Annotated in this window: 27 protein-coding genes; 11 read left to right on the top strand and 16 right to left on the bottom strand. The window is 62.2% G+C overall.

The features are described from left to right. Window positions 1–5: 5 nt before the first annotated feature. From ATY75_RS29615 to ATY75_RS29625, 3 genes are read right to left on the bottom strand one after another with little or no spacing between them, the layout of a single operon-like run. A complete protein-coding gene (locus ATY75_RS29615) occupies window positions 6–731 on the bottom strand; it encodes a glutathione S-transferase (RefSeq protein WP_088940215.1) in 726 nt (241 codons plus the stop codon). 6 nt (window positions 732–737) lie between these two features. Continuing rightward, the gene (locus ATY75_RS29620) at window positions 738–1,028 is read right to left on the bottom strand and encodes a DUF3175 domain-containing protein (protein WP_064843254.1); all 291 of its coding nucleotides are present in this window, start codon (window positions 1,026–1,028) and stop codon (window positions 738–740) included. A 52-nt stretch (window positions 1,029–1,080) separates the two neighbouring features. After that, window positions 1,081–1,395, bottom strand: coding sequence for a hypothetical protein (locus ATY75_RS29625; protein ID WP_011655053.1), 315 nt, complete (start codon window positions 1,393–1,395; stop codon window positions 1,081–1,083). Between the two features lie 145 nt (window positions 1,396–1,540). Here ATY75_RS29625 and ATY75_RS29630 point away from each other — a divergent pair, with 145 nt between their 5' ends. Further along, entirely contained in the window at window positions 1,541–1,870 is a 330-nt protein-coding gene (locus ATY75_RS29630; protein ID WP_088940216.1) for a hypothetical protein, read from the top strand. Between the two features lie 21 nt (window positions 1,871–1,891). Here ATY75_RS29630 and ATY75_RS29635 read toward each other — a convergent pair whose 3' ends face one another. The 4 genes from ATY75_RS29635 to ATY75_RS29650 all read right to left on the bottom strand — a co-directional run bounded on the left by ATY75_RS29635 (window position 1,892) and on the right by ATY75_RS29650 (window position 3,431). Then, on the bottom strand, window positions 1,892–2,071 hold the full coding sequence (locus tag ATY75_RS29635; RefSeq protein ID WP_088940217.1) for a hypothetical protein: 180 nt from the start codon (window positions 2,069–2,071) through the stop codon (window positions 1,892–1,894). 4 nt (window positions 2,072–2,075) lie between these two features. Then, on the bottom strand, window positions 2,076–2,258 hold the full coding sequence (locus tag ATY75_RS29640; RefSeq protein ID WP_088940218.1) for a hypothetical protein: 183 nt from the start codon (window positions 2,256–2,258) through the stop codon (window positions 2,076–2,078). Between the two features lie 134 nt (window positions 2,259–2,392). Beyond that, window positions 2,393–2,647: a DUF2934 domain-containing protein gene (locus ATY75_RS29645; RefSeq protein WP_003574663.1), complete on the bottom strand. Its 255-nt coding sequence runs from the start codon at window positions 2,645–2,647 to the stop codon at window positions 2,393–2,395. Window positions 2,648–2,792: 145 nt separating this feature from the next. Next, window positions 2,793–3,431: a UdgX family uracil-DNA binding protein gene (locus ATY75_RS29650; protein WP_088940219.1), complete on the bottom strand. Its 639-nt coding sequence runs from the start codon at window positions 3,429–3,431 to the stop codon at window positions 2,793–2,795. 160 nt (window positions 3,432–3,591) lie between these two features. Between ATY75_RS29650 and ATY75_RS29655 the strand changes: the two genes are divergently transcribed. Both ATY75_RS29655 and ATY75_RS29660 read left to right on the top strand, forming a co-directional pair. Next, a complete protein-coding gene (locus tag ATY75_RS29655) occupies window positions 3,592–5,055 on the top strand; it encodes a phosphatidylserine/phosphatidylglycerophosphate/cardiolipin synthase family protein (RefSeq protein ID WP_088940377.1) in 1,464 nt (487 codons plus the stop codon). A gap of 94 nt (window positions 5,056–5,149) precedes the next feature. After that, window positions 5,150–5,965 carry an endonuclease/exonuclease/phosphatase family protein gene (locus ATY75_RS29660; RefSeq protein ID WP_064843265.1) on the top strand — a complete coding sequence of 272 codons (816 nt, stop codon included), beginning with the start codon at window positions 5,150–5,152 and terminating at the stop codon, window positions 5,963–5,965. Window positions 5,966–6,133: 168 nt separating this feature from the next. Here ATY75_RS29660 and ATY75_RS29665 read toward each other — a convergent pair whose 3' ends face one another. Further along, entirely contained in the window at window positions 6,134–6,412 is a 279-nt protein-coding gene (locus ATY75_RS29665; protein WP_088940220.1) for a hypothetical protein, read from the bottom strand. A gap of 341 nt (window positions 6,413–6,753) precedes the next feature. Between ATY75_RS29665 and ATY75_RS29670 the strand changes: the two genes are divergently transcribed. The 7 genes from ATY75_RS29670 (at window position 6,754) to pepT (ending at window position 14,295) form a co-directional block, all read left to right on the top strand. Next, entirely contained in the window at window positions 6,754–7,476 is a 723-nt protein-coding gene (locus ATY75_RS29670) for a FadR/GntR family transcriptional regulator (protein ID WP_088940221.1), read from the top strand. Next, entirely contained in the window at window positions 7,473–8,645 is a 1,173-nt protein-coding gene (locus ATY75_RS29675) for a PLP-dependent transferase (RefSeq protein WP_088940222.1), read from the top strand. Before ATY75_RS29670 ends, ATY75_RS29675 begins: the two co-directional genes overlap by 4 nt. A gap of 32 nt (window positions 8,646–8,677) precedes the next feature. Beyond that, window positions 8,678–9,937, top strand: coding sequence for a sugar ABC transporter substrate-binding protein (locus ATY75_RS29680; protein WP_088940223.1), 1,260 nt, complete (start codon window positions 8,678–8,680; stop codon window positions 9,935–9,937). 193 nt (window positions 9,938–10,130) lie between these two features. Beyond that, window positions 10,131–11,066 carry a sugar ABC transporter permease gene (locus tag ATY75_RS29685; protein ID WP_088940224.1) on the top strand — a complete coding sequence of 312 codons (936 nt, stop codon included), beginning with the start codon at window positions 10,131–10,133 and terminating at the stop codon, window positions 11,064–11,066. A 4-nt stretch (window positions 11,067–11,070) separates the two neighbouring features. Next, window positions 11,071–11,901, top strand: a complete 831-nt coding sequence (locus ATY75_RS29690) for a carbohydrate ABC transporter permease (RefSeq protein ID WP_088940225.1) — start codon at window positions 11,071–11,073, stop codon at window positions 11,899–11,901. A 4-nt stretch (window positions 11,902–11,905) separates the two neighbouring features. Beyond that, the gene (ugpC, locus tag ATY75_RS29695) at window positions 11,906–12,964 is read left to right on the top strand and encodes a sn-glycerol-3-phosphate ABC transporter ATP-binding protein UgpC (RefSeq protein ID WP_088940226.1); all 1,059 of its coding nucleotides are present in this window, start codon (window positions 11,906–11,908) and stop codon (window positions 12,962–12,964) included. A 95-nt stretch (window positions 12,965–13,059) separates the two neighbouring features. Further along, complete coding sequence (gene pepT / locus ATY75_RS29700; protein WP_088940378.1) at window positions 13,060–14,295, top strand: peptidase T; 1,236 nt, start codon at window positions 13,060–13,062, stop codon at window positions 14,293–14,295. Between the two features lie 18 nt (window positions 14,296–14,313). Here pepT and ATY75_RS29705 read toward each other — a convergent pair whose 3' ends face one another. The 5 genes from ATY75_RS29705 to ATY75_RS29725 all read right to left on the bottom strand — a co-directional run bounded on the left by ATY75_RS29705 (window position 14,314) and on the right by ATY75_RS29725 (window position 19,146). Continuing rightward, a complete protein-coding gene (locus ATY75_RS29705; RefSeq protein ID WP_088940227.1) occupies window positions 14,314–15,183 on the bottom strand; it encodes a cell wall hydrolase in 870 nt (289 codons plus the stop codon). Window positions 15,184–15,341: 158 nt separating this feature from the next. Further along, window positions 15,342–16,382 carry a sulfate/molybdate ABC transporter ATP-binding protein gene (locus tag ATY75_RS29710; protein ID WP_064843285.1) on the bottom strand — a complete coding sequence of 347 codons (1,041 nt, stop codon included), beginning with the start codon at window positions 16,380–16,382 and terminating at the stop codon, window positions 15,342–15,344. Between the two features lie 10 nt (window positions 16,383–16,392). Then, the gene (gene cysW / locus ATY75_RS29715) at window positions 16,393–17,265 is read right to left on the bottom strand and encodes a sulfate ABC transporter permease subunit CysW (protein WP_088940228.1); all 873 of its coding nucleotides are present in this window, start codon (window positions 17,263–17,265) and stop codon (window positions 16,393–16,395) included. Continuing rightward, window positions 17,255–18,112 carry a sulfate ABC transporter permease subunit CysT gene (cysT, locus tag ATY75_RS29720; protein ID WP_064843290.1) on the bottom strand — a complete coding sequence of 286 codons (858 nt, stop codon included), beginning with the start codon at window positions 18,110–18,112 and terminating at the stop codon, window positions 17,255–17,257. The genes cysW and cysT overlap by 11 nt, the downstream gene beginning before the upstream one ends. Before the next feature lie 8 nt (window positions 18,113–18,120). Beyond that, window positions 18,121–19,146 (bottom strand): sulfate ABC transporter substrate-binding protein, encoded by a 1,026-nt coding sequence (locus tag ATY75_RS29725; RefSeq protein WP_088940229.1) that lies wholly within the window; start codon window positions 19,144–19,146, stop codon window positions 18,121–18,123. A gap of 360 nt (window positions 19,147–19,506) precedes the next feature. Here ATY75_RS29725 and ATY75_RS29730 point away from each other — a divergent pair, with 360 nt between their 5' ends. Beyond that, window positions 19,507–20,523 carry a porin gene (locus ATY75_RS29730; protein WP_088940230.1) on the top strand — a complete coding sequence of 339 codons (1,017 nt, stop codon included), beginning with the start codon at window positions 19,507–19,509 and terminating at the stop codon, window positions 20,521–20,523. A gap of 126 nt (window positions 20,524–20,649) precedes the next feature. On the opposite strand, the gene ATY75_RS29735 is transcribed toward ATY75_RS29730, so the two are convergent. Genes ATY75_RS29735 through ATY75_RS29745 form a run of 3 tightly spaced genes read right to left on the bottom strand, consistent with a single transcriptional unit; the run spans window position 20,650 to window position 24,560 of the window. After that, window positions 20,650–21,105 carry a PTS sugar transporter subunit IIA gene (locus ATY75_RS29735; RefSeq protein ID WP_088940231.1) on the bottom strand — a complete coding sequence of 152 codons (456 nt, stop codon included), beginning with the start codon at window positions 21,103–21,105 and terminating at the stop codon, window positions 20,650–20,652. 57 nt (window positions 21,106–21,162) lie between these two features. After that, window positions 21,163–21,855 carry a response regulator transcription factor gene (locus ATY75_RS29740; protein WP_064843299.1) on the bottom strand — a complete coding sequence of 231 codons (693 nt, stop codon included), beginning with the start codon at window positions 21,853–21,855 and terminating at the stop codon, window positions 21,163–21,165. Further along, window positions 21,852–24,560, bottom strand: coding sequence for a sensor histidine kinase KdpD (locus ATY75_RS29745; RefSeq protein WP_088940232.1), 2,709 nt, complete (start codon window positions 24,558–24,560; stop codon window positions 21,852–21,854). Before ATY75_RS29745 ends, ATY75_RS29740 begins: the two co-directional genes overlap by 4 nt. Between the last annotated feature and the right edge of the window lie 98 nt (window positions 24,561–24,658).

A 24,658-nucleotide genomic window follows, 5' to 3' on the forward strand; every position in this document is an offset into this window, starting at 1 on the left:
TTGCCTCACTCCGCGCTGTCGAGCTCAGGATAATGCCGGAAAATCCCGTCCTCGTTGAAGGCGAGGCGGCGAGGGGAAGCGAGATAGCGGGCGATATTCGGACGCTTCGCCACCCGATCATGCAGGGCAAGCAGCGCCGGATATTCCGCCTTGCGCTTCGCCATGGCGTTCGGAAAGGCATAGGTCAGGCCTTCGATCACCTGGAAGAGCGAGAGGTCGACATAGCTGAGCGCATTTCCGACGATATGATCGGGACCTGCAGGATTCTGCCGCAGCACACGCTCGAAATAACCGAGGAATTTTGGAATGCGATCGCGGATGAAGGCGGCGGAGCGGGCTTTCGCTTCCGGCTTCTGGTCCTCGTAATAGAGCGACGTATCGATCGGGTGATGCGTATCATGTACCTCGGCGACAAAATCGGTGATGGTGAGCTGCAAGCCGTTGGCGACATGGCGAAGGCCTTCGCCTTCAGGCGCAAGGCCGAGCCTCGGGCCGAGATAAAACAGAATGTTGGCGACATGGGGGAGAATGAGGTCGCCGTCCTTCAGGAAAGGCGGGGCGAAGGGAATATGCGGTTCGCTTTCGCTCTTCATCAGCGCGAACATCGCATCCGTACCGCGACCGGGCTGACGGGTGATGTCGAGATAATCGGCGCCGGCTTCCTCCAGTGCCAGTCGCACGAATTCGCCGCGGCCCTGAAGACCGTCCCAGTAATAAAGCTCATAGGCCATCTCAGCTCATCCCTTCGGTTGCCGACCGAAGTCTTTTCGCAATTCGTCCTTGGCTTTTTCAAGCGTGCCGCGACGCTTTTTCGTCAGCTGGTCGCCGGCGCGGTTGATGTAGAAGGTCAGCATCGACATGGCGGCGCGAAACGGGCTCGACTTGCGGCGATGGCTCTCTTCGGCGGAATGTTTGACGGAGCGGGCGATCTTCTTCGGGTCGTCGGATTTGAACACGCCTTGTTTCAGGTCCATCGCATCGCTGTGTTCGGTCACGTCCTGCGACCATTTCTTCTTCGATTTGGCCATGGCTGATTTTCCTTTGCCGGGAGCGGGCGGGCTAAGCCGCTTCTCCTGCGCGTTAATGGTGACTGTGATGTTCGTTGCGCTTGCGTGTCGCGGCTGCCTTCTTCGCGGAAGCGGAGCGTTCCTCTTTCGAGCGTGCGGCGGATGCGGCGCCGCCTATGCGGCCGCCCTTTTCGGAGGATTCGTGCGTGTCCTTCTTGCCGCGGCCGGAACCGGATTTGTTGCCGCCGCCGCTTTCCTTGTTCACCGTCGCCCAGGCACGCCGTTCGGCCTCTTTCTCAGAGACGCCGCGATCCTCGTAGCCCTCCTCGATGTGCTCTGCCTTACGCTTCTGCTTGTCGGTATAGTCGGATTTGTCACCTCTCGGCATCGTTGCCTCCTCTGGTGTGCAAAGGGGTCAAACTGGTGCTGAGGCCGAAAGTTCCGGCCACAGGATCACTCACCCGGATTTCGGAACAAAAGCCGCGTTCGCACCATTCCAGATGAGAAAACCGCCCACAAACAGGAGCCGAGATATGGAAAACCACATTGTCAAAGCCGATGGAAACGGAGCGATCGACGTCAACGGGCAAGTGTCCCCAGTCACCTATACCGTCAGCCTCAAGGAGCACTCCTATAAGGTCGACATCCGCCTGATGGCGCCGCGGGACTGGCTGCTGCAAAGAGGTTTCGAACGGGATGCCGTGCTGGTCAGCCAGAGCGGGGCGCGCATTCCCGTATATCACGACAGCGGCCGCCTCGATCCCACCGACACGATCTCGATCGAACTGACGGCACGTGACGACAGCTGCACAAGCGAGGTGGCTCTGATGCGCAAATATCCCGAACTCGACGGCGTTGTTTAGGCCTCTGACCGGCGGCGGTCTTTATTTCCGATAGAATTTTTGTGATGCGGCCAAGGCGCGGCCGATAGCGAAGAAGGGCGGCGGCACCGGCGCGCGGGGATCACGGAAAACCAGCCCGACGAGATTGTCGACGACAAGGATGAAGCCGAGCGCGAGTCCGAGGTAAAGCAGTGCGGCGATGACGAGCAGCAACATCTCCATCCCTCTAGACGATCGCGGGCCAAGCACGGCGGCCGGCTGCGGCGAGCGGGACGGAGAGGATATCGGCATAGTCGTCGTTCATGGCAATTTCCCCGGTTTCGCCATAAACAGCCAATGTCTGTTGTTGTTCCCGGTTATCGGGTGAGGGTTCAATTTTTCCAGGAAGCTTCAAAGCGTGCAGCGTCATCCGGCCTCTGTTCCCCCATGGAAGCCCATCCACCGCAAATTCGATAATGCACAACTAATTCAAGCTTATGACAAAAAGCATCAAAGGGCGCCGCGGCGACGCCCTTTTTTGATCCAGCTGCTTGATTTCTGTATTCAGAGTGCCGTCTTGCGGCTCGCCGTTCGTTTCGGTGCCGGGGTCACGACGCCGTTCGTCTTGCTGCCCGCGACGCTGCGCTTGGCCTTCGGCTTGACTTCCTTGCCGTCGGACGAGGCGGCGGAGCCTTCGAGCGCTTCGCGCTCGTGCCGTGCCTGTTCCCAATGGATGGATTCTCGCCCTGTCGGATAACCCTCTTCTTCCCAGAGGGCGTATGCACGTTTTTTGATCCACTCATCCCGAGTTTCTGCCATCGCTGATCTCCAGTCACATGATGCCGTCGTTCGAACGCGATACTGCCGGGATGGTTCCAGAGGAGGGGAGCTCTTTCAAGAGAAATCGTGCTGCAACCGCAAATATTTCGCGTTGCAGCATATCAGGGTTGAGATTCGGCATCCATCAAGACCGAAACACGGCGGCCTTGTGCAGATCTGATACGAAATCCCGGCGCAGCCTGTGCCGTTCCGCCTCATCGCGGATGCGCAGGAGATAGGAAGGGTGGATGGTGACGAGGACTGGCGGATGGTTCGCCGGATGCAGGATATGGCCGCGCTCCGGCGTCAGCTTCGCCTTTGGCCCGAGCAGCGCATATAGCGCGCTTGCGCCGAGGCTGACGACGAGTTTCGGCTGCAGAATATTCAGCTCCGCGCCGAGCCACCAGGCGCAACGCCGGATCTCGCCGGCATTGGGTTTTGCATGCAGCCGCCGTTTGCCGCGCGGCGTGAATTTGAAGTGCTTGACGGCATTGGTGACATAACAGCGCCGGCGGTCGAGACCGGCCTCCTCAAGGCAGGCATCGAGCAGCCGGCCGGCCGGGCCGACAAACGGCCTTCCGGTCATGTCCTCCTGATCGCCCGGCTGTTCGCCGACGAGGACGATCTCGGCTGCCCCAGGCCCTTCGCCGAAGACGGTCTGCGTGGCATTCCTGTAGAGATCACAGCGGGTGCAGCCTTCGGCCTGATGCCTGAGTTCGGCGATGCTTTGCGCATCCGCGACTTCGAGCGCCAGGGCGGGGCCGACGCTTGCGGCGATGTTCATGATGCGATCCTCATCTCCTGGGGATCAATCGTTGCGCGCCGGGATTGTTCCTGCGGGCGCGATGGTTGCCGGGACAAAAAAATGATCACGAAAAATTTCGCGTGATGGGAGAGGTAAGGCGCGATTGAACGCCGCCGTTTCCCGGCTATATTTGCCAGCGATGTTCTATCTCCTGTCGACCTATTGGCCGCATATCCTCTTTGTCGTTTCGATCGCCATGGGAGCCGCGGCGGCGATCCATGCCGCCATGACCAAGGAGGAGGTGCGCGCGGCAATCGGCTGGGTCGGCGTCATCATCCTGTCGCCGATCATCGGGGCAGTGCTCTATGCGATTGCCGGCATCAACCGCATCCGCCGCAAATCGCTGAGCATCCGCCGCGACGCGCTGCTGCCGGCGGCCGAAATCGACGAGTTGGAGACGTTCGACGCCGAGGCCGAGACTGTCATCAGCCAGTTCGGCCGCCGCTTTGCGGCGCTGCAGACGCTCGGCGACCGGGTGACGCGCAATCCGCTGACCTCGGGCAATACGATCGACGTGCTGGAGACCGGCGACGAGGCCTATGCGGCGATGAAATCGAGCATCGACGAGGCGGCGCGCAGCATCCTGCTCGAAACCTATATTTTCGATCGCGACGCGATCGGCCTTCGCATCGCCGATGCGCTGATTGCGGCGGCCAAGCGCGGTGTGCAGGTCCGGGTGCTGATCGACGCGGTCGGCGCGCGTTATTCGGTGCCGAGCATTCTCGGCCATCTGAGAGATGGCGGCGTCACCGTCGCCGTCTTCAACGGCAATGTCATCATGGGCTTGCGGCTGCCCTATGCCAATCTGCGCACTCACCGCAAGATCCTGATCGTCGACGGCAAGATCGCGCTGACCGGCGGCATGAACATCCGCGCGGGCTTCAGCGAGGAGGCGACCGGCGAGAGCTTTGCCCATGATACGCATTTCAGCGTTACCGGCCCGGTTGTTGCCGACCTCTTCGATCTTGCCGCCGAGGATTGGCGCTTTTCCACGCAGGAGCTGTTGAACGACGAGGCCTGGCGCATCGAACCGCCGCAGCGCAGCCCCGGCGATCCCATCCTGATGCGCGTCGTCGCCTCCGGCCCGGACCGCAGCGTCGAGACCAACCACAAGATGCTGATGGGCGCCTTTTCCGTGGCGCGCCAGTCGATCCGTATCATGTCGCCCTATTTCCTGCCGGACCGCGAACTGATCAGCGCCCTGGTGACGGCGGCGCGGCGCGGCGTCGAAGTCGATATCGTCGTGCCCGCGGTCAACAATCTCGTGCTGGTCGACCGGGCGATGACGGCGCAATTCGACCAGATCCTCAAGGGTTATTGCCGCATCTGGCGCTCAACCGGCAGTTTCAGCCACTCCAAGCTTTTGACGATCGACGGCACCTGGGCCTATGTCGGCTCCTCCAATCTCGACCCGCGCTCGCTCAGGCTGAATTTCGAGGTCGATCTCGAAGTGCTGAACGAGGGTTTTGCCGGCGAGATCGACGAGCATATCGAGGACACCCTGAAATCGGCAACGCCGGTGACGCTCGACGGCTTACGCGCGCGGCCCTTCCCGGTGCGGCTGCTTGAGAAGGTTTTATGGCTCGGTTCGCCCTATCTGTGAAGGATTATTTTGCCGGCGGACATGGCAAGTTCCGCTGGCCCTCCTATACTGCCGGGAGAAGCCTTTTTGATCAACGGAACAGCTGCGCCGTCCGATGCACGCCAGAAAAGTCAATCTTCCCGCCAGCATTCTGGCTTCGATCAGGAGCCGGAAAAAGCGGCTTGATCCGGCCTATACCGAGACACGGCCGCGCAGCGCCGGAACGCTGATCGCCTCCTACAACGTGCACAAATGCGTCGGCACTGACCGGCGCTTCGATCCCGAGCGCACCAGCCGGGTGATCCATGAAATCGGCGCCGACGTCATCGCGCTGCAGGAGGCCGATACGCGCTTCGGCGAACGCACCGGCATTCTCGATCTCGGCCGGCTGGAGCGGGAAACCGGGCTGATCCCGGTGCCGGTCGCCGGCATGGCCAAAGCGCATGGCTGGCACGGCAATGTCGTGCTCTTCAAGAAGGGACTGGTGCATGATGTGCACCAGGTCAAGCTGCCGGGCCTGGAGCCGCGCGGCGCCCTCGTCGCCGAGATCGAGCTCGAACAGGGCGGGGTGCTGCGCATCATCGCCGCGCATTTCGGCCTGCTGCGCCATAACCGAGCCCAGCAGGCCCGCATGCTGGTCGAACTCATCAACGACCGACAGGAGATGCCGACCATCCTGCTCGGCGACCTCAACGAATGGCGCCTCGGCGACCGCTCCTCGCTCAACACCTTCCAATCCGCTTTCGGAGAATTGCCGCCCGCCGTCCCCAGCTTCCCCGCCGGCCTCCCGCTTCTCGCCCTCGATCGCATCATCGCCAATCGCAAGGGGATCATCTCGGAGGTGGAGGCGCATGACACACCGCTCGCCCGCATCGCCTCGGATCATTTGCCGATCAAGGCGTTGGTCGATCTGGCAACTGTCGCGGACTGATATCATATGGACGTTGCGAGGGCGCCTATCGTTTTTCCAGACGACAAACATGGACATCGCCCCGCGCCGGATGGCGCGGGGCGAGAGGAGCGCGAAACGAGCTTCGCCGGTTTGACCCGCGACACGTTGGGGGAAGGGATCAGATGCCCGGCAAGCTTCCGCCGCCTGTCAGAAAGACGACGAAGGGACCAACCCGATAGTCGGGACGGGTAGCTCCTGCTCCGGCATCTTGTTTCCGTGCTCGTCGCCGGCGCTGAGTGCCTCGCGCACTTCATCCTCTTCCCAGCCCGCTTCGATGGCGGAAGCGACGAGAGTCTCGATTTTCTCGGTTTCCGAGCTGTGCGCAGTCTCATTGAGGTGGCGTCTGGCGGTATCGAGACACTGACGAAGGTTGGAAGCGCGGCTGGCGTCGTTGCGGTCGTAGCTCGGCGATGCGACGTAGGTCATTTGGAAGCTCCCTTGTTGATCGAGAGGAACACCCGAACGGGGAGCCGGTTCCACCGCGTGTCCGCGGTAAGCGCCACCGGGTGCCGCCTGGGGAACTGGCGGCATGTCTGCCGCTGGTGCGCCTGCATCTGCGGCTCCGGATATCAAAGAGACGTTGACTACGGCCGTCCGGCAGCCGGTCAAATTGCGTATCGACATGTTTATGACGCCGTTTCGGAGTGGAAAGGAAACCGTGGAACGCCGGCCCCGAACAACACCCCTTGACGTCTTTCGCCCTTTGCGAAATGCTAAGATGTCAGACCAATTTCACGACCTGACTGCCTGACAAGAAAATGGGAACCATGAAGGCAAAGCTTAGCGACAGGCCGGTGATCCGGCCGCTTCCCGCCATGGACCGCGCGCGTCAGGTGACCGATGCGCTGGCGGATTATGTCGAGGATGCACGGCTGCAGGCGGGGGACCGGCTGCCGGCGGAGCGCGAGCTGATGGCAGCCCTTGCCGTCGGCCGGTCGACGATTCGCGAGGCGATCCGTCATTTTCAGGCGCTGGGGGTGATCGAGACGCGCAAGGGCAGCGGCACCTATCTGCTGAAGCCGGTGTCCCGGGCGACGATCCATATGCCGCTGTCCTTCGATGCGGTGCATCTGCGCGACGCGCTGCTGCAGACGCTGGAGGTTCGCCGCGGCATCGAATGCGAGGCGGGCATGGTTGCGGCGCGGCGGCGCACGGCCAGGGATCTTGTCGTTATCGAGGAAAAACTCAACGAGATGGAGCGGGTGCATCTGGAGAAGGGCACCTCGGGGCCGGAGGATCTGGCTTTCCATCTCGCCGTTTACGACGCCACCCACAATCCGTTGTTTCGCCAGCTGCTCGAACAGATGCGCGAGACTTTCGAGCGCTTCTGGGAGCATCCCTTCGACCGGCAGGATTTCGCCCGCCGGTCCTTTCCCTTTCACCGCACCCTTTTCAACGCGATCGCCGCCGGAGATGCCGAGGCGGCGCGGGCGGAAACATTGAAAATTCTCGACATCGTCGAGGAAGACATCAAGGAAATGTCCAAATGAGCAGCGGCGCCGACCCGTTCGATCTTGCTTCCCTCATCACCGCCCACGACGACGGCAACTTCGCCGATGCCGTCGTGCCGCCGATCTTCCAGACCTCGCTTTTCACTTTTTCCGATTATGAGGAGATGATCACCGTCTATCGCGGCGAGAAGGTGCGGCCGACCTATACGCGCGGGCTGAACCCGACGGTGCGCGCCTTTGAAGAGATGTTGGCCAAGCTCGAAGGTGCCGAGGATGCGCTGGGTTTTGCCAGCGGCATGGCGGCGATCTCGTCTTCCGTGCTGAGCTTCGTCGAGCCGGGCGACAGGATCGTTGCCGTCAAACATGTCTATCCCGATGCCTTCCGCCTGTTCGGCACCATCCTGAAGCGGATGAAGATCGAGGTGACCTATGTCGACGGGCGCGACGAGGAGGCCGTCGCCAAAGCGCTGCCCGGCGCCAAGCTCCTCTATCTGGAAAGCCCGACGAGCTGGGTGATGGAGGCGCATGACGTCGGCGCGCTCGCAGCGCTGGCCAGGCGGCACGGCGTCCTCTCGATGATCGACAACAGCTGGGCGAGCCCGTTCTTCCAGCGGCCGCTGACACTCGGCGTCGATCTCGTCATCCATTCGGCCTCGAAATATCTCGGCGGCCACAGCGATGTGGTGGCGGGCATCGTCGCCGGCTCGAAAGACATGATCGCCCGCATCAAGGCCGAAGCCTATCCCTATCTCGGCGGCAAGCTTTCGCCCTTCGACGCCTGGCTGCTGATCCGCGGCCTGCGCACGCTGCCGCTCCGCATGCGGGCGCATGAGGCATCGGCGCTTGAGATCGCCAAGCGCTTGCAGCGGCTCGATGTGGTGGAGACGGTCTGCCATCCCGGCCTCGCCAACCGCCTGCCCGCCGGCCTCAACGGCACCTCGGGCCTGTTTTCCTTCATCTTCCGCGACGGCGTCGATATCCGCGCCTTCGCCGACCATCTCAAGCTCTTCAAATTGGGTGTAAGCTGGGGTGGACATGAAAGCCTGATCGTACCGGGCGAGGTGGTGCTGCAGCAGAAGGCACAGCCGAATTCCGCGCAAGCCTTCGGCATCCATGCGCGATCCGTACGCCTCCATGTCGGCCTCGAAGGAACCGAGGCGCTGTGGAGAGACATCGAGGAGGCGCTCGCCGCCGCCTCGCAATCCTGAAACCCGAGAAACCTAAAAAGGGGGAACTGAGCATGAAAAAACTAATAATCTCGACGCTCTTTGCTTCGATGATGGCGGGTACGGCCTTTGCCGATACCACGCTGAAGCTTGTCGAAGTCATCACCAGCCCGGAGCGCACCGAAACGCTGAAATCGATCGTCGGCAAGTTCGAGGCCGCCAATCCCGGCACCAAGGTCGACATCATCTCGCTGCCCTGGAACGAAGCCTTCCAGAAGTTCGCCACCATGGTATCGGCCGGCGACGTGCCCGATGTGATGGAGATGCCGGATACCTGGCTGTCGCTCTATGCCAATAACGGCATGCTCGAAAGCCTCGAGCCCTATCTCGCAAAGTGGGAGCATACCAAGGAGCTGACGCCGCGCGCCCTCGAGCTCGGCCGCGACGTCAAGAACACCGCCTATATGCTGCCCTACGGCTTCTATTTGAGGGCGATGTTCTACAACAAGAAGCTGCTTTCGGAAGCCGGTGTTGCAGCACCGCCGAAGACGCTGGAGGAATTCACCGCCGCGTCGGAAAAGGTCTCCAAGCTGCCCGGCAAATACGGTTACTGCATGCGCGGCGGGCCGGGCGGCCTCAACGGCTGGATGATCTTCGCCGCCTCGATGGCCGGCTCCAACAAATACTTCAACGAGGACGGCACCTCGACGATGAACAGCCCCGGCTGGGCCAAGGGCATCGAATGGATGGTCGATCTCTACAAGAAGGGCTATGCGCCGAAGGACAGCGTCAACTGGGGCTTCAACGAAGTCGTCGCCGGCTTCTATTCCGGCACCTGCGCCTTCCTCGACCAGGATCCGGATGCGCTGATCGCCATCGCCGAACGCATGAAGAAGGAAGATTTCGGCGTCATGCCGCTGCCGAAGGGTCCCGACGGCAAGTCCTTCCCGACCATCGGCTATGGCGGCTGGTCGATGTTTGCGACCAGCGGCAACAAGGATCTCTCCTGGAAACTGATCGCCACCCTCGAAGGGCCGGAAGGCAATATCGAGTGGAACAAGCGCATCGGGGCCCTGCCGGCCTATACCGCGGCCGAGAAGGATCCCTTCTATGCCGGTGACCAGTTCAAGGGCTGGTTCGAGGAACTGGCGGACCCGAACACCGTGCCGACTGTGATGCCGACCTATCTCGAGGAATTCGCCTTCTTCAAGGATTCGCTGGCGATCAAGACCTCGCAGCAGGCCTTGCTCGGCGATATCTCGGCAAAGGATCTGGCCGACCAGTGGGCGGACTATCTGACCAAAGCGCAGCAGAAGTTTCTGTCGAAGAAATAGTGGAAAAAGGGGCTTCGAGCTGGAGGCCCCCTCATCCGCCTGCCGGCACCTTCTCCCCGCTGGGGAGAAGGGAATATGCCGCAACGCCTCCGTTCCCTTCTCCCCAGCGGGGAGAAGGTGGCCCGTAGGGTCGGATGAGGGGGCCGCACACGCATTCGAAGCCTTGACTCGCACACTTGGAAACCACAATCCGATGACCACTTCCGCCGATACGCTCGACATGCGTCGCGACCGCAGGCCATGGCTGCGTCGTCTTGCCGATGCTTCGGAGCCCTATCTCTACAGCGCCCCGTCGCTGATCCTGATCATCGCGGTGATGCTGGTGCCGCTGACCTTGGGCGTGTCCTATGCCTTTCGCGATATCCAACTGCTCAACCCGTTTTCCGGCGGCTTCATCGGGCTCGAGCATTTTCGCGAGCTTGCGGGCGATGCGGCCTTCTACGGCGCGCTGCGGAACACGCTCTGGTGGACCGGCGCCTCCGTCGTCCTGCAGTTCGTCTTCGGGCTCATCCTGGCGCTGCTGCTCGACAAGCCGTTCCCGGGCCGGGCGATCGCGCAGGCGCTGGTCTTCCTGCCCTGGGCGGTACCCTCCTTCCTCGCCGGCCTCAACTGGGCCTGGCTGTTCAACCCGGTCATCGGGCCGATCCCGCACTGGCTTTTCGGGCTTGGGCTGATGCATGAGCCGGGCAATATCCTTTCCGATCCCAATTATGCGATGTGGGGGCCGATCGTCGCCAATGTCTGGTGGGGCATTCCCTTCTTCGCGATCACGCTGCTGGCAGCCCTGCAGGCGATCCCGCGCGATCTCTACGAGGCGGCGTCGATCGACGGTGCCGGCTGGTTCCAGCGCTTCCGCTCGATCACCCTGCCGTTTCTGGCGCCGACCATCGCCATCACCGTGCTGTTGCGCACCGTCTGGATCTCCAATTTCGCCGATCTCATCGTCGTCATGACCAATGGCGGGCCGGCCGACCGCACGCAGATCGTCGCGAGCTACATCTTCACCACGGCCTTCAAGCGGCTCGATTTCGGTTATGCCTCGGCGATCGCGCTGGTGCTGCTTGCGCTGTTGCTTGCCTATTCGATGCTGATCATCCTGCTGCGGCAGACGCTGCTGAACAAGGATTGAGCCGATGAGACGATCCGTCATCCCAACCATCGCGCACCGTCTGGCGATCCTCTGCTATATCGCCTTTGCGCTCTTCCCGCTATTCTGGCTGCTGAAGGTCTCGGTGACGCCGAACGACCTGCTCTATAGCGAGGGCGTGCGCATGTGGCCGTCGCGCACGACCTGGGATCACTATGCCTTCGTGCTGCAGCACAGCGCCTTTCCGACCTTCTTCAAGAACAGCCTGATCGTCTCGGTCTCGACAGCCGTGACCGTGACGATCTGCGCCTCGCTCTCCGGCTATGCGTTGTCGCGTTTCAATTTCCGGGCAAAATACTGGATCGTCGCGCTGATGCTGCTGACCCAGATGTTTCCGCTCGTCATGCTGGTGGCGCCGATCTTCAAGATCCTGTCGCCCTTGCATCTGACCAACAGCCTGACCGGCCTCGTCATCGTCTACACCGCCTTCAACGTGCCCTTCGCCACCTTCCTGATGCAGTCCTTTTTCGACGGCATCCCCAAGGATCTCGAAGAGGCGGCGATGATCGACGGGGCGACGCAGTTCACCGCCTTCCGGCAGATCATCCTGCCGCTGACGCTGCCCGGCATCGCCGCCACCCTCGGCTTCGTCTTCACCGCCGCCTGGAGCGAGCTGCTCTTCGCGCTGATGCTGATCAACGGCAATGATGCGGCGACCTTCCCGGTCGGGCTTCTCACCTTCGTTTCGAAATTCTCGGTGGATTTCGGGCAGATGATGGCGGCGGGCGTCATGGCGCTCATTCCGGCCGGCCTCTTCTTCCTGCTCATCCAGCGTTATCTCGTCCAGGGCCTGACGGCCGGCGCGGTCAAGGGTTAAACAAATGGCATCGATCGATATCCAGAATATCCGCAAAGCCTATGGCCATGTGCAGGTGCTGCACGGCGTCGATCTTGAGATCAAGGATGGCGAATTCGTCGTGCTGGTCGGCCCCTCCGGCTGCGGTAAGTCCACGCTCCTGCGCATGATCGCCGGGCTCGAAGATGTCACATCGGGCGAGATCCGCATTGCCGGCGCCAGGGTGAACGAACGGCATCCCAAGGACCGCGACATCGCCATGGTGTTCCAGTCCTATGCGCTCTATCCGCATATGAACGTCGCCGGCAATATGAGCTACAGCCTGAAACTGCGGAAGACGGCCAAGGAGAAGATCGCGAGCGCGGTGGCCGCCGCCGCCGCCAAGCTTGGCCTCGATCCGCTGCTCGAACGCCGGCCGAAGGCGCTGTCCGGCGGCCAGCGCCAGCGCGTCGCCATGGGCCGCGCCATCGTCCGCCAGCCGAAGGCCTTCCTGTTCGACGAGCCGCTCTCCAATCTCGATGCCCGCCTGCGCGAACAGATGCGCGCCGAAATCAAGAAACTGCATGGTGAGCTGAAGGCGACCTCGATCTATGTCACCCACGATCAGATCGAGGCGATGACGCTGGCGGACCGGATCGTTGCCATGCATGGCGGCGTGGTGCAGCAGGTCGGCAGCCCGCTGGAACTTTACGACCACCCCGCCAACCTCTTTGTCGCCGGCTTCATCGGCTCGCCGGGAATGAATTTCCTCGAGGCGAGCTATGTCGCAGGCGGCGTCAGGCTGCAGGACGGGACGATCGTGCCGCTGGCAAAGCCGCTGCCGCTCGAAGATGGTGCCACCGTGACGCTCGGCATCCGGCCGGAGCATGTATTAATGACGCATGACTGGGCGGGCCTTGCCACCGATGTCGAACTCGTCGAACCCACCGGCTTCGGAATTATCCTGCATCTCGCTCTGCATGGCCTGCCGTTCAAGATCTTCACGCTCGATCGCGAAGCGCTAAAGGCGGGCCCAAAGGTCAATGTGGCCTTCCCGGCGCAGTACCTGCATGTGTTCGACGGCGAGGGAATACGTGTCGATTGATCAGGTCAATCCTCACGCATTGCGAGCGGAAAAAACTTTTGCCGTATCACCCATGAGGGCTATATCTTCCGGTGACCTTTGCTGGATTGGATGCCATGACCGACACTGTTCTCGACCGTTTTCTCCGTTACGTCACTATCGACACCCAATCCGATCCCTCTTCGTCGACGCAGCCGACCACCGAAAAACAGAAGGATCTCGGCCGGGTGCTGGTCGATGAACTGCTGCAGATCGGTCTTACCGACGCGCATCTGGACGAACACGGTTATGTCTATGCGACCATTCCTGGAAACAGCGACAAGCCGGTGCCGGTCATCTGCTTCTGCTCGCATATGGATACGGCGCCCGATTTCAGCGGCACGGGCGTCAAGCCGCGGATCATCGGGAATTATGCCGGCGGCGATATCAAACTGGAAGGCGATCCGAGCCGGATCATCCGTGTTTCCGAGCATCCGGAGCTGAACAATCAGATCGGCAACGATATCGTCACGACCGATGGCACGACTTTGCTCGGCGCCGACGACAAGGCCGGGCTGGCGGAAATCATGACGGCGGCCCAGTTCCTTGTGGACAATCCCGAGATCCGGCACGGGACGATCAAGATCCTGTTCACCCCCGACGAGGAGGTCGGGCGCGGCGTCAACAAGGTCGACCTGAAAAAGCTCGGCGCCGACTTCGCCTATACGATGGACGGCGAGACATCAGGCCATATCGAGGATGAAACCTTCTCGGCCGATGGCGTCGAGGTCGCCATCTCAGGCGTGGCGATCCATCCGGGTTTCGCCAAGGACCGCATGGAAAACGCCATCAAGATCGCCGGCGCCATCATCGACCGGCTGCCGAGGGACTTGGCGCCGGAGACGACCGAGGGCAAGCAGGGATTCATCCATCCGACAGGCGTGACCGGTTCGATGGAGAAGGCGTCGCTCAGCCTCATCATCCGCGATTTCACCGATAAGGGGCTCGGGGAAAAGGAAGCGATACTCGAGGCCATCGTCAAGGACGTCATGGCTGGCTATCCCGGCTCGACCTATCATTTCCAGGTCAAGGAGCAGTACCGCAACATGAAGGTGGTGCTCGACCGGCATCCGGAGATCGTCGACAACGCTATCGAAGCCGTGCGCCGGGCCGGCATGACGCCGGTGCGCGGCAGCATACGCGGCGGCACCGACGGCTCGCGCCTCTCCTTCATGGGCCTGCCATGCCCGAACATCTTCGCCGGCGGTCATGCCTTTCACTCGCCGCTCGAATGGGTGAGCCGCCAGGATATGGAAAAGGCGGTCAAGACGATCGTGGAACTCGCCAAGGTGTGGGAAGAGCGCGCCCCATAACCGGAAGAACGACGGGCTTTAGCCGCCGTTCGCCGCAACGCTGCCGCGCAGCATGACGCTGTCATAAGCGGGGCGGGGGATGGGGATCGCGATCCGCATTCCCGGGTCGGGTTCGATCGAGGGTTCCGGCTCGGTTACCGGGGCCGTGATCTGCATCGGCATGGGATTTGCGACGGGCGCCATATGGGCGGCCGTGGGCGCCGCATTGATCGGCGACATCGTGCTCGCCGTCGGCATCGGATCCGGCGCCGGCAGAGGAACGGGAACGGCCGAGGGGATCAGCGCCTCGAATTGCGGCGGCAGTATGCTCTCACCGGGCACATAATTCATCGCCACCTCATAGGCGGGCAGCGGCGGCGGTGTCTGGAGCATGCCATCGGCGCCGCGCTTCTCGTAGAAGGCGTTGCCGCCGGCGACCGCCACATAATGCATGTTGTTGTAAGGGAATTTCAGCCCGTCGGTGTGGAAGAACATCGCATCCTTGACCGCAGGATGGCGGGCGCCTTTCAGGATCGCATCGGCGGCGGTCGCCAGCTCGGTTTCGGCCTGCGGTTTGACTTCACGCGTCATGACGCCCGGGGCGAACTGCTTTTCCTGGGCGACGACGCCGCAGATCGACGGCGGATAGGCGCCTGACGTCAGCCGGTTCATGACCACGGTTCCGACGGCCATGTAGCCGTCCTCATCGGAATGCTGCGATTCGAAATACATCGCGCGCTGCAAGCAGTCGCGGTCCTTGTTGGTATAATTGAAGGTGACTTTTGCCGGTTGAACCTTCGTCTTCGCCGCCGTTGCCGCCGGTTTCGGTGTCGTCGTGCAGCCTGCGGCCGCCAGCCCTACGAACAAAATCCCCATCAGGGATTTTCCAAAGGAAATCTCCGCCCTCAACGCAAGGTGCCTCCTGTGGGATTAGTCCTACTTATTAACGTGAAAATCTTTTACTCGTCATGTGACAAAAATACAAACAACCATAGATAACAAAAAGCCAAAGAGCCTCTCGCCAAATGAGAGTCCTGCGAGGAGTCGGGCTATGCCAACAACCCCCATCAGCTGCGGAACAGCTTCCAGCGGGTCGGCTTGAAGGCCACGCGGTGGCGGTCGAGCCTGTCGGCCTCGCTCGGCGGCAGCTCGATCTCGATATGCGGGCGGTCGTTGCCTATATCCAGTTCGATGTGACGGGTGCCGGCGACGCGGCGGCTGGAAACCGGCTGGCCGGCGATGCAGTTTTCAGCCGATTCGCAGAGCCTGACGTCATGCGGGCGGAAATAGATCTGCGCCGGGCCATCCGGCTCGCCCTCGGCATTGAGGCCGAGCGAGCGGCCTTCGAAGCGGATGTCGCCGTCCGAGATATCGACCTGCAGGCAGTTCGACTGGCCGATGAAGCCGAAGACGAAGGGCGAGTTCGGATTGTCGTAGACTTCATCGGGCGTGCCGACCTGCTCGATCGCACCCTGGCTCATGACGACGACGCGGTCGGCAAGCTCCAGCGCCTCGTCCTGGTCATGGGTGACGAAGACGGTGGTGTGGCCGGTGCGGTCGTGGATCTCGCGCAGCCATTTGCGCAGGTCCTTGCGCACCTGGGCGTCGAGCGCCCCGAAGGGTTCGTCGAGCAGCAGTACGTTCGGCTCGACGGCCATGGCGCGGGCGAGCGCCACACGCTGGCGCTGGCCGCCGGAAAGCTGGGCCGGGTAGCGTTTTTCCAGGCCGGAAAGCTGCACGAGGTCGAGCAGCTCAAGCGCCCGCTTGCGGATATCGGCCTTGGCCGGCCGGCGCGCGCTGTTTCTAACCCTCAGGCCGAAGGAGACGTTGTCGAGCACCGTCATGTAGCGGAATAGAGCATAATGCTGGAAGACGAAGCCGATATTGCGCTGCTGCACTGACTTCTTCGAGGCATCCTCGTCGCCGAAGAAGATCTGTCCCTCGGTCGGGCTTTCGAGACCGGCGATCAGGCGCAGCAATGTCGTCTTGCCGGAGCCCGACGGGCCGAGCAGCGCGATCAGCTCGCCGGAGCGGATGCCGAGCGAGACATCGTGCAGCGCCGGAAAACGATCGAATTCCTTGCGGATGTTTTGAACGCGTACTTCCATTCCAAATCCTTCAGTGCCGCCGGCTGGCGGAGATTTCAGCGCTATAGCGCATTTCCAGCAGCGTCTTCAAAACAAGAGTGACGAGCGCCAGCAAGGCCAATAGCGTGGCGACGGCAAAAGCGCCGGTGAAATTATACTCGTTATAGAGAATTTCCACCTGCAGCGGCATGGTGTTCGTCTGGCCGCGGATATGGCCCGACACCACGGAGACGGCGCCGAATTCGCCCATGGCGCGGGCGTTGCAGAGCAGCACGCCGTAGAGCAGGCCCCATTTGATGTTCGGCAGCGTCACGTGCCAGAAGGTCTGCCAGCCGCTGGCGCCGAGCGAAAGGGCTGCTTCTTCGTCGGCCGTTCCCTGTTCCTGCATCAGCGGGATCAACTCGCGGGCGACGAAGGGAAAGGTGACGAACATGGTGGCGAGGATCAGGCCCGGCACCGCAAACAGGATCTTGATGTCGTGGGCGCTGAGCCACTGGCCAAGCCAGGTATTGGCGCCGAACAGCAGCACGAAGACCAGGCCCGATATCACGGGGGAAACCGAAAAGGGCAGGTCGATCAGCGTCGTCAGGAAGGCCTTGCCTTTGAACTCGAACTTGGCGATCGCCCAGGCGGCGGCAACCCCGAAGATGAGGTTGAGCGGCACGCTGACCCCGGCAACGATCAGCGTCAGGCGGATCGCCGAGAAGGTTTCGGCATCGCCGAGCGCTTCGATGAAGGGGCCTGCTCCCTTGCGGAAGGCCTCGACGAAGACGGCTGCCAGCGGCAGCAGCAGGATCAGCAGCAGGAAGATCAGTGAGACGATGATCAGCGTGAAGCGCGCGATCCGGTTTTCGGTGGTCACCGAACGCAGCTTCACCGGGGGAGCCGTTGTATCAAGCGCCATAGCCGTACCTCCGCCTGCTCCAGCTCTGAATGAGGTTGATGACCAGCAGCATGGAGAACGAGATGATCAGCATGATCGCCGCAATGCCGGTCGCCGCCGCATAATTATACTCTTCGAGCTTGATGATGATCAAAAGCGGCGCGATCTCCGATTTGAACGGCAGGTTGCCGGCGATGAAGATGACCGAGCCGTATTCGCCGACGCCGCGGGCAAAGGCGAGCGCAAAGCCGGTGAGCACGGCCGGAGCGAGCCCCGGCAGCAGCACGCGGAAAATCGTCTGGAAACGGTTGGCGCCGAGCGTTGCTGCGGCTTCCTCCACCTCCTTGTCGATTTCCTCCATCACCGGCTGCACGGTGCGCACCACGAAGGGCAGGCCGACGAAGATCAGGGCCACGACGATGCCGGCAGGCGTAAAGGCGATCTTGATGCCGAGCGGCGTCAGGAACTGGCCGATCCAGCCGTTCGGCGCATAAAGCGTCGTCAGCGCGATGCCGGCAACAGCGGTCGGCAGCGCGAAGGGCAGGTCGACCATGGCATCGATGATGCGCTTGCCGGGAAAGCGGTAGCGCACCAGCACCCAGGCCAGCAGGATGCCGAAGACGGCGTTGACGATCGCGGCGATGAAGGCGCTGCCGAAGCTGATGCGCAGCGCGTTCAGCGTGCGCGGATCGAGCGCGATCGACCAGAATTTCTCCCAGCCGAGCGCGCTCGACCGGACGGCAAGGCCCGAGAGCGGGATAAGGATCAGAAGGGTGAGCCAGGTCAAGGTAAAGCCGAGCGCCATTCCGAAACCCGGAATGACACTCGGCCGCCTGAACCGCCACCGCGTGGGGCTATGTGCTTTCATGAAGTCTATTATTGGGCCGGCTTGTAGATCTGGTCAAATACCCCGCCATCGCCGAAGAATTTCGGCTGTGCACTTTTCCAGCCGCCGAAGTCGTCGATGGTGGCGAGCGTCAGCTTCGGGAAGCGGGCGATGTCGGCCGGATCGGCGGCTTCAGGCTTGATCGGCCGGTAATAGTGCTTGGCGGCGATCTTCTGGCCTTCGTCCGAATAGAGGTAGTTGAGATAGGCTTCGGCGACCTTGCGCGTGCCCTTCTTGTCGACATTGCCGTCGACAATGGCGACCGGCGGGTCGGCGCGGATGGAGAAGGTCGGCGTGACAATCTCGAACTGGTCGGGACCGAGCTCTTCGAGCGAGAGATAGGCTTCGTTTTCCCAGGCAAGCAGCACATCGCCGAGGCCGCGCTGGACGAAGGTGGTCGTTGCGCCGCGGGCGCCGGTATCGAGAACCGGAACGTGCTGCAGCAGCTTGGCGACGTAATCCTGCGCCTTGGCTTCGTCACCGCCATTCGCCTGCTTGGCCCATGCCCAGGCGGCGAGGAAGTTCCAGCGGGCGCCGCCCGAGGTCTTCGGGTTCGGCGTGATGACCTGCACGTCGTCCTTGACCAGGTCGCCCCAATCCTTGATGCCCTTCGGATTGCCCTTGCGGACGAGGAAGACGATCGTCGACGTATAAGGCGTCGAATTGTTGGGGAACTTGGTCTTCCAGTCGGCGGGGATCTTGCCGGTCGCCTTGGAAATCGCGTCGATATCGCCTTCCAGCGCCAGCGTCACGACGTCGGCATCGAGACCGTCGATGACCGAGCGGGCCTGGGCGCCTGATCCGCCATGCGAGGCCTGGATTGTCACGGTTTCACCGCTGTCCGTCTTCCACTTGGCGGCAAAGGCGGCATTGAAATCCTTGTACAATTCGCGGGTCGGATCGTAAGAAACGTTGAGCAGCGTCTGATCCGCGAAAGCAGGAGCAATGCTCCCGATCGCGAAGCTGCCCGCCATGACCGCGGCCGCAAGGAGCCGGGTGAGCCGTTGTGTCTGCATGGGAACCCTCCTGTTTTCTGTCTTAACTCTATCAAGTCAGTCGTATAATGAAACGAAGGTTCTTCCCGTTCCGTCCCTGCCGTTAGAATGTCATTCCATTTAAGGGTCGATCTTGAAATAGACGTGCCGGAGTTGGCCGCGGCCAATTGCCGGCCGCGGCCGCGGACTGAAAGCGCCGTGCCTTTTTGGCCACAGTTCCTCCACGAAAGCGCCATGGTGGTGCGGATTTTTGCCCAGATTTTGCCGCGATGACATTTGCGGATTCCTATATGGCCACCGTGCGGTCGTCTTCTCCGGCCGCTACGCGGGGGCATCCCTTGAAATGTGCCTCGCATTCCAAACCTGTTAGGGCCATTTAAAATGAATATCAGAACTATCCTTTTTGCCTCCGTTGCCGCCCTTGCCGCGGCCTCCGGAGCCCGCGCCGCCGACGCCATCGTAGCGGCGGAACCCGAGCCCGTGGAATATGTTCGCGTTTGCGACGCCTACGGGACCGGCTATTTTTATATTCCGGGAACGGAAACATGCCTTTCTATCGGCGGTTACATTCGTACCGAAGTGCGCTTCGGTGACCAGATCTCGGGCGATTCCGACGTCAATTTCTGGACTCGCGGTCAGGTCACCTTCCAGACCAAGAACGACACCGAGTACGGCACGCTCACCGGCGTCATCACGCTGCGTTACAATGCCGACAATGCCTCCGACCAGGAAGCTCTGCTGGATGAAGGCTATATCGACATCGCCGGTTTCCGCGTCGGTAAGCTCTACAGCTGGTGGGATGACGACATGAGCGGCGAGACCGATACGCTCGCCAGCAACGAAACGACCCACAACTCGATCCGTTATCAGTACGAGTCCGGCGCTTTCGCAGCCGGCATCTCGGTCGACGAACTGGAAGAAGACTACGACACCAAGCCGGGCGAAGGCCCGAACAATTTCGGTGTCGCTGGCCAGGTCTCCTACAAGGCCGGCGCCATCAGCGCTTACCTGCTTGCCGGTTATGACACCGACACCAGCGAAGTCGCTGTCCGCGGCATCGTCTATGCCGATATCGGCCCGGGCACGCTCGGCATCGCCGGCGTCTGGGCAAGCGGCGCCAACTACTACTACGAAGAGTCCGAATGGACGATCGCAGCGGAATACGCCCTGAAGATCAACGACAAGTGGTCGGTCACCCCCGGCTTCCAGTACTTTGAAAACATTGCTCTCGAAGCTGACGGCAATGGCTTCACCGGCGGCAGCGCCTACACGACGGGAGTGACGATCGACTACCAGATCGTCGAAGACCTGCGTTCGAAGCTCAGCGTGCAATACCACGACGAAGACGAAGGCGACGACGAAGTGTTCGGCTTCCTGCGCTTCCAGCGCGATTTCTAGCGCATAACCCCGAAAATCGGAATCGATTTTCGGAAAGGATTATGCGCCAGTTCATAGTGTTAGAGCGGCGCTCTAGGATCGTCTGATCGCAAACGAGTGGGGCGCGGCCTTCGGACCGCGCCTTTTTCACACCCGCGAGTCGGCGATGAAATCGGAATAAAATTCGTCGGCCGTCCTTGCCTTGCGCATGGCGGCGAGCACGCCGTCCGATTGCAGCCGCCGGGCGATGGCGGACAGCACGTTCAGATATTCACCGCGGTTGTTCTCGCCGAAGAGCAGCACGAAGGCGATATCGGTCGGGATATCGTCGATTGCCTCGAAATCCAGCGGCTGGGCGAAGCGGAGGAGAAGGCCGCGCGGGCTGGTCATGCCGTCGATCGCCGCATGCGGAATGGCGATACCGTTGCCGATGCCGGTGGAGCCGAGCTTCTCGCGCGCTTCGAGCGCCTTCAGGATGGTCTGGCCGTCGATGAAGAAGGCCTTGGCCGCCTTATCCGCGATACCCTGCAGCGCGCGCCATTTCGTCGGCGCCGATACGCCGATAAAGGTGTGTTCCGGCCGGATGATGTTGGGAAGATTCATGTCATTCTCAGTGCGGTTCTGGCTCGAAAGTGTTCGGGCAGCGGTAGGGAAGGACGGTCAGTCCGGTTCCCTGAGCCGGTAGCCGACGCCGGTCTCGGTGGTGATATAGTGCGGCTGGTCGGGAATCTGTTCGACTTTTTGCCGCAGCTGCCTGATGTAGACGCGCAGATACTGCACATCCGCCGCGGGGCCCCAGACCTGTTTCAAAAGAAACTGATGGGTCAGCACCTTGCCGGCATGCTGGGCGAGCACCCGCAGGATGTCGTATTCCTTCGGCGACAGTTTGATGTCCTGGCCGTCGACCTTGACGATGCGCTTGACCAGATCGATCGACAGCCCGCCGGTCTGGAAGATCGCTTTTTCGCCCTGCTGCTGCAACCGGTGGCGCAGCGCCACGCGGATGCGGGCGCCGAGTTCGTTGACGCCGAAAGGTTTGGTGACGTAATCGTCGGCGCCGCTTTCCAGCGCATTGACGATGCCGGCCTCGTCGGTGCGGCTGGAGAGGATGACGATCGGCATGGAAAGCCCTTGGTCGCGCCATTCCTGCAGCAGCTCGTGGCCTGAGGTGTCGGGCAGGCCGAGGTCGAGCACGATGAGGTCGGGCATGCCGTCTGCAACCGACTGACGGGCGATCGCGGCGTTGGCCGCCTCCTGCACCTCGTAACCCTGCGCGGTCAGGCCGACGCGGAGCAGCTTGCGAATCGGCGGCTCGTCGTCGACGACGAGGATTTTGACGGCTGAACCGGTCATTTGAGTTCATCCAATTTCGGAATATCGGTGGGTTTCGGCAGACGGATGGTAAAGACGGCGCCCGAACGGCCGGCCCGGTTGCCGGCCGCGATCGTGCCGCCCATCGCCTCGATGAAGCCGCGGCAGATGGAAAGGCCGAGGCCGGTGCCGGCGCGCACCTGATCGCCCTTGCGCACGCGATAGAAGGTATCGAAGACACGGGTGAGATCGGCCTGCGGGATGCCCGGGCCTTCGTCCGAGACCTGCAGGACGACGTTGTCGGCATCGGCCCAGCCCCCGATATGGACCACGGAGCCCTCGGGCGCATATTTCGCAGCATTGTCGAGCAGGTTGAAGATCACCTGCTCGAACAGCACCGGGTCGACGCGCACCATCGGCAGGTCGGCGGGAATGCTCATCTCGGTTCGGTGCCGTTCGAGGATCTTTGCCGCACGGCGCAGCGCGCTGCCGGCGATATCGCCGGCATAATGCAGCGCAGAGTTCGGCTCCATCGCGCCGGATTCGATCTTGGTCATGTCGAGCAGGTTGGCGATGAAACGGTTGAGGCGCTCGGATTCGTCGACGACGGTTGTGAGAAGGTCGCTGCGATCCTCCTCCGGCATCGAGGCGAAGTAATCGCGCAGCGTGCCGGCGGCGCCGAGGATAGCAGCAAGCGGCGTTTTCAGGTCGTGCGAAATCGAGGTGAGCAGGGCCGAGCGCAGCCGGTCGGCTTCGGCCGCCAGCCGTGCCCGATCTACATCGGCGACGAGTTGCACACGTTCGATGGCAAGCGCCGCCTGGTCGGCCAGGGCATCGAGCAGCCGCTGCTGCTCCGGCGTCAACAGCGGTCCGTCGCGGCGATCGCTGTCGAGGCCGATGACGCCGACGGCGGTGCGCCCAGTTCTGAGCGGCACATAGAGGCGTTTGGCGCCGGGCAGCGTATCGGCACCGCGGCCGGCGGCGTGGTTGTGCTCCCAGGCCCAGCGGGCGGCGGCGATATCGGCATCGTCGAGCGTGTCGTCGGGGGGATAGCCGGCCTTGACGGCGATGGTGCCTTCCTCGGGCAGCAGCAGCACGACGCGGACCTTTAGCATCGAGGCGAGCTGGAAGGCGGTCGCCCAGAGCACGTCGTCGAGCGTGCCGGTGCCGGCGAGCTTCTTGGAGAAGAGATAGAGATCCTCGGTCGTGCGCGCCCGCTGCCTCGCGGCGGCAGCCTGGCGCTGCACGGTCGCGGTCAGATTGCTGGCGATGATGGCGACGCCCAGGAAGAAGAACAGGGCAAGCACGCTTTCCGGATCGCTGATCGTCAGCGTGTAGCGCGGCGGCAGGAAGAAGAAGTTGAAGGACAGCGCGCCGAGGATACAGCTGTAAAGCGCCGGCCGCAGGCCATGCAGGACGGCGGAGGTCAGCACCGCCATCAGGAAGACCAGGGCCAGGTTGCGCACGTCGAGCACCTGGTCGAGCACGACGCCGACGGCGAGCGCAATGGCGACATAGACGGTCGCCAGCAGGTAGGCCCGGAAATCCAGTGGCGGCGCGGTGTCGGCCGACTTGATGCCGCGCGCGGTGGTGCCGTCCTTCTCGGTGCCCGAGATGACATGGACGCTGATCTCGCCGGTCTTGCGGATCAGCTCGTCGGTGATCGACCGGCTCCACCAGTCTCGCCATGTCGGCTTCTTCGGGGCGCCGATGACGATATGGGTGACGTTGTTGGCGCTGGCATGGCGGACGAGTTCTTCGGCCACCTCGCGGCCGGGAAGAGTGATCGCCTCGCCACCGAGCTGTTCGGCAAGCCGCAGCGTCGCCGCGACGGAATCGCGTTCGGCTTCGGAGAGATTGATCGAGCGGTTGGTCTCGATATAGACGGCCGCCCAAGGCGCGCGCAGCCGCGAGGCCATGCGGGCGGCGTAACGCACCAGCGAGGCGGAGCGCGGGTGGTGGTCGACCGAGACGAGGACGCGTTCGCCCGCCGCCCAGGGGCCTGAGATGGCGTGGGCCTGCATATGGGTGAGCAACTGGTCGTCGACGCGCTGGGCGGTCTTGCGCAGCGCCAGCTCGCGGAGCGCCGTTAGGTTGCCTGGGGTGAAGTAATTGGTCAGCGCCCGCTCGGCTGTGCGCGGCATGTAGACCTTGCCGTCATGCAGGCGTTTGATCAGATCGTCCGGCGTCAGGTCGATGATCTCGACGTCGTCGGCCAGGTCGATGATCGAGTCCGGCACCGTCTCGCGCACGCGGATGCGGGTGATCTGCGAGACGACGTCGTTCAGGCTTTCGACATGCTGGATGTTCAGCGTCGTATAGACGTCGATGCCGCGATCGAGCAATTCCTTGACGTCGAGATAGCGTTTCGGATGGCGGCTGCCCTCGGCATTGGTATGGGCGAGTTCGTCGACCAGCACGAGATCGGGCCGGCGGGCAAGGATGCAGTCGAGGTCCATTTCCTCGAGCGCCCGGCCCTTATAGTCGATTTCGACGCGGGGGATGATCTCGAAGCCGGCGACCAGCGCCTCAGTCTCCTTGCGGCCATGGGTCTCGACGACGCCGATGATGACATCGAGACCGTCGGCGATCTTGGCGCGGCCGGAGATCAGCATCTCATAGGTCTTGCCGACACCCGGCGCGGCGCCCAGAAAGATCTTCAGACGACCGCGCATCTCCGCCCGGGCCTTTTCGAGAAGCGCATCGGGCGATGGCCTGCCGGCCTGGTCGCGGTTGTCGTCTGGCATGCGTTTGGTCTTTCTGCATCACGTCAGTTAAGCCGAGGGGTCGGCATGTTTGGTTCAACTGGTGCAAGGCACTCCGGATCCGGGCTCTACGCCGCGAA

The sequence above is a fragment of the Rhizobium sp. N122 genome, assembly GCF_002211295.1.
GTDB lineage: Bacteria > Pseudomonadota > Alphaproteobacteria > Rhizobiales > Rhizobiaceae > Rhizobium.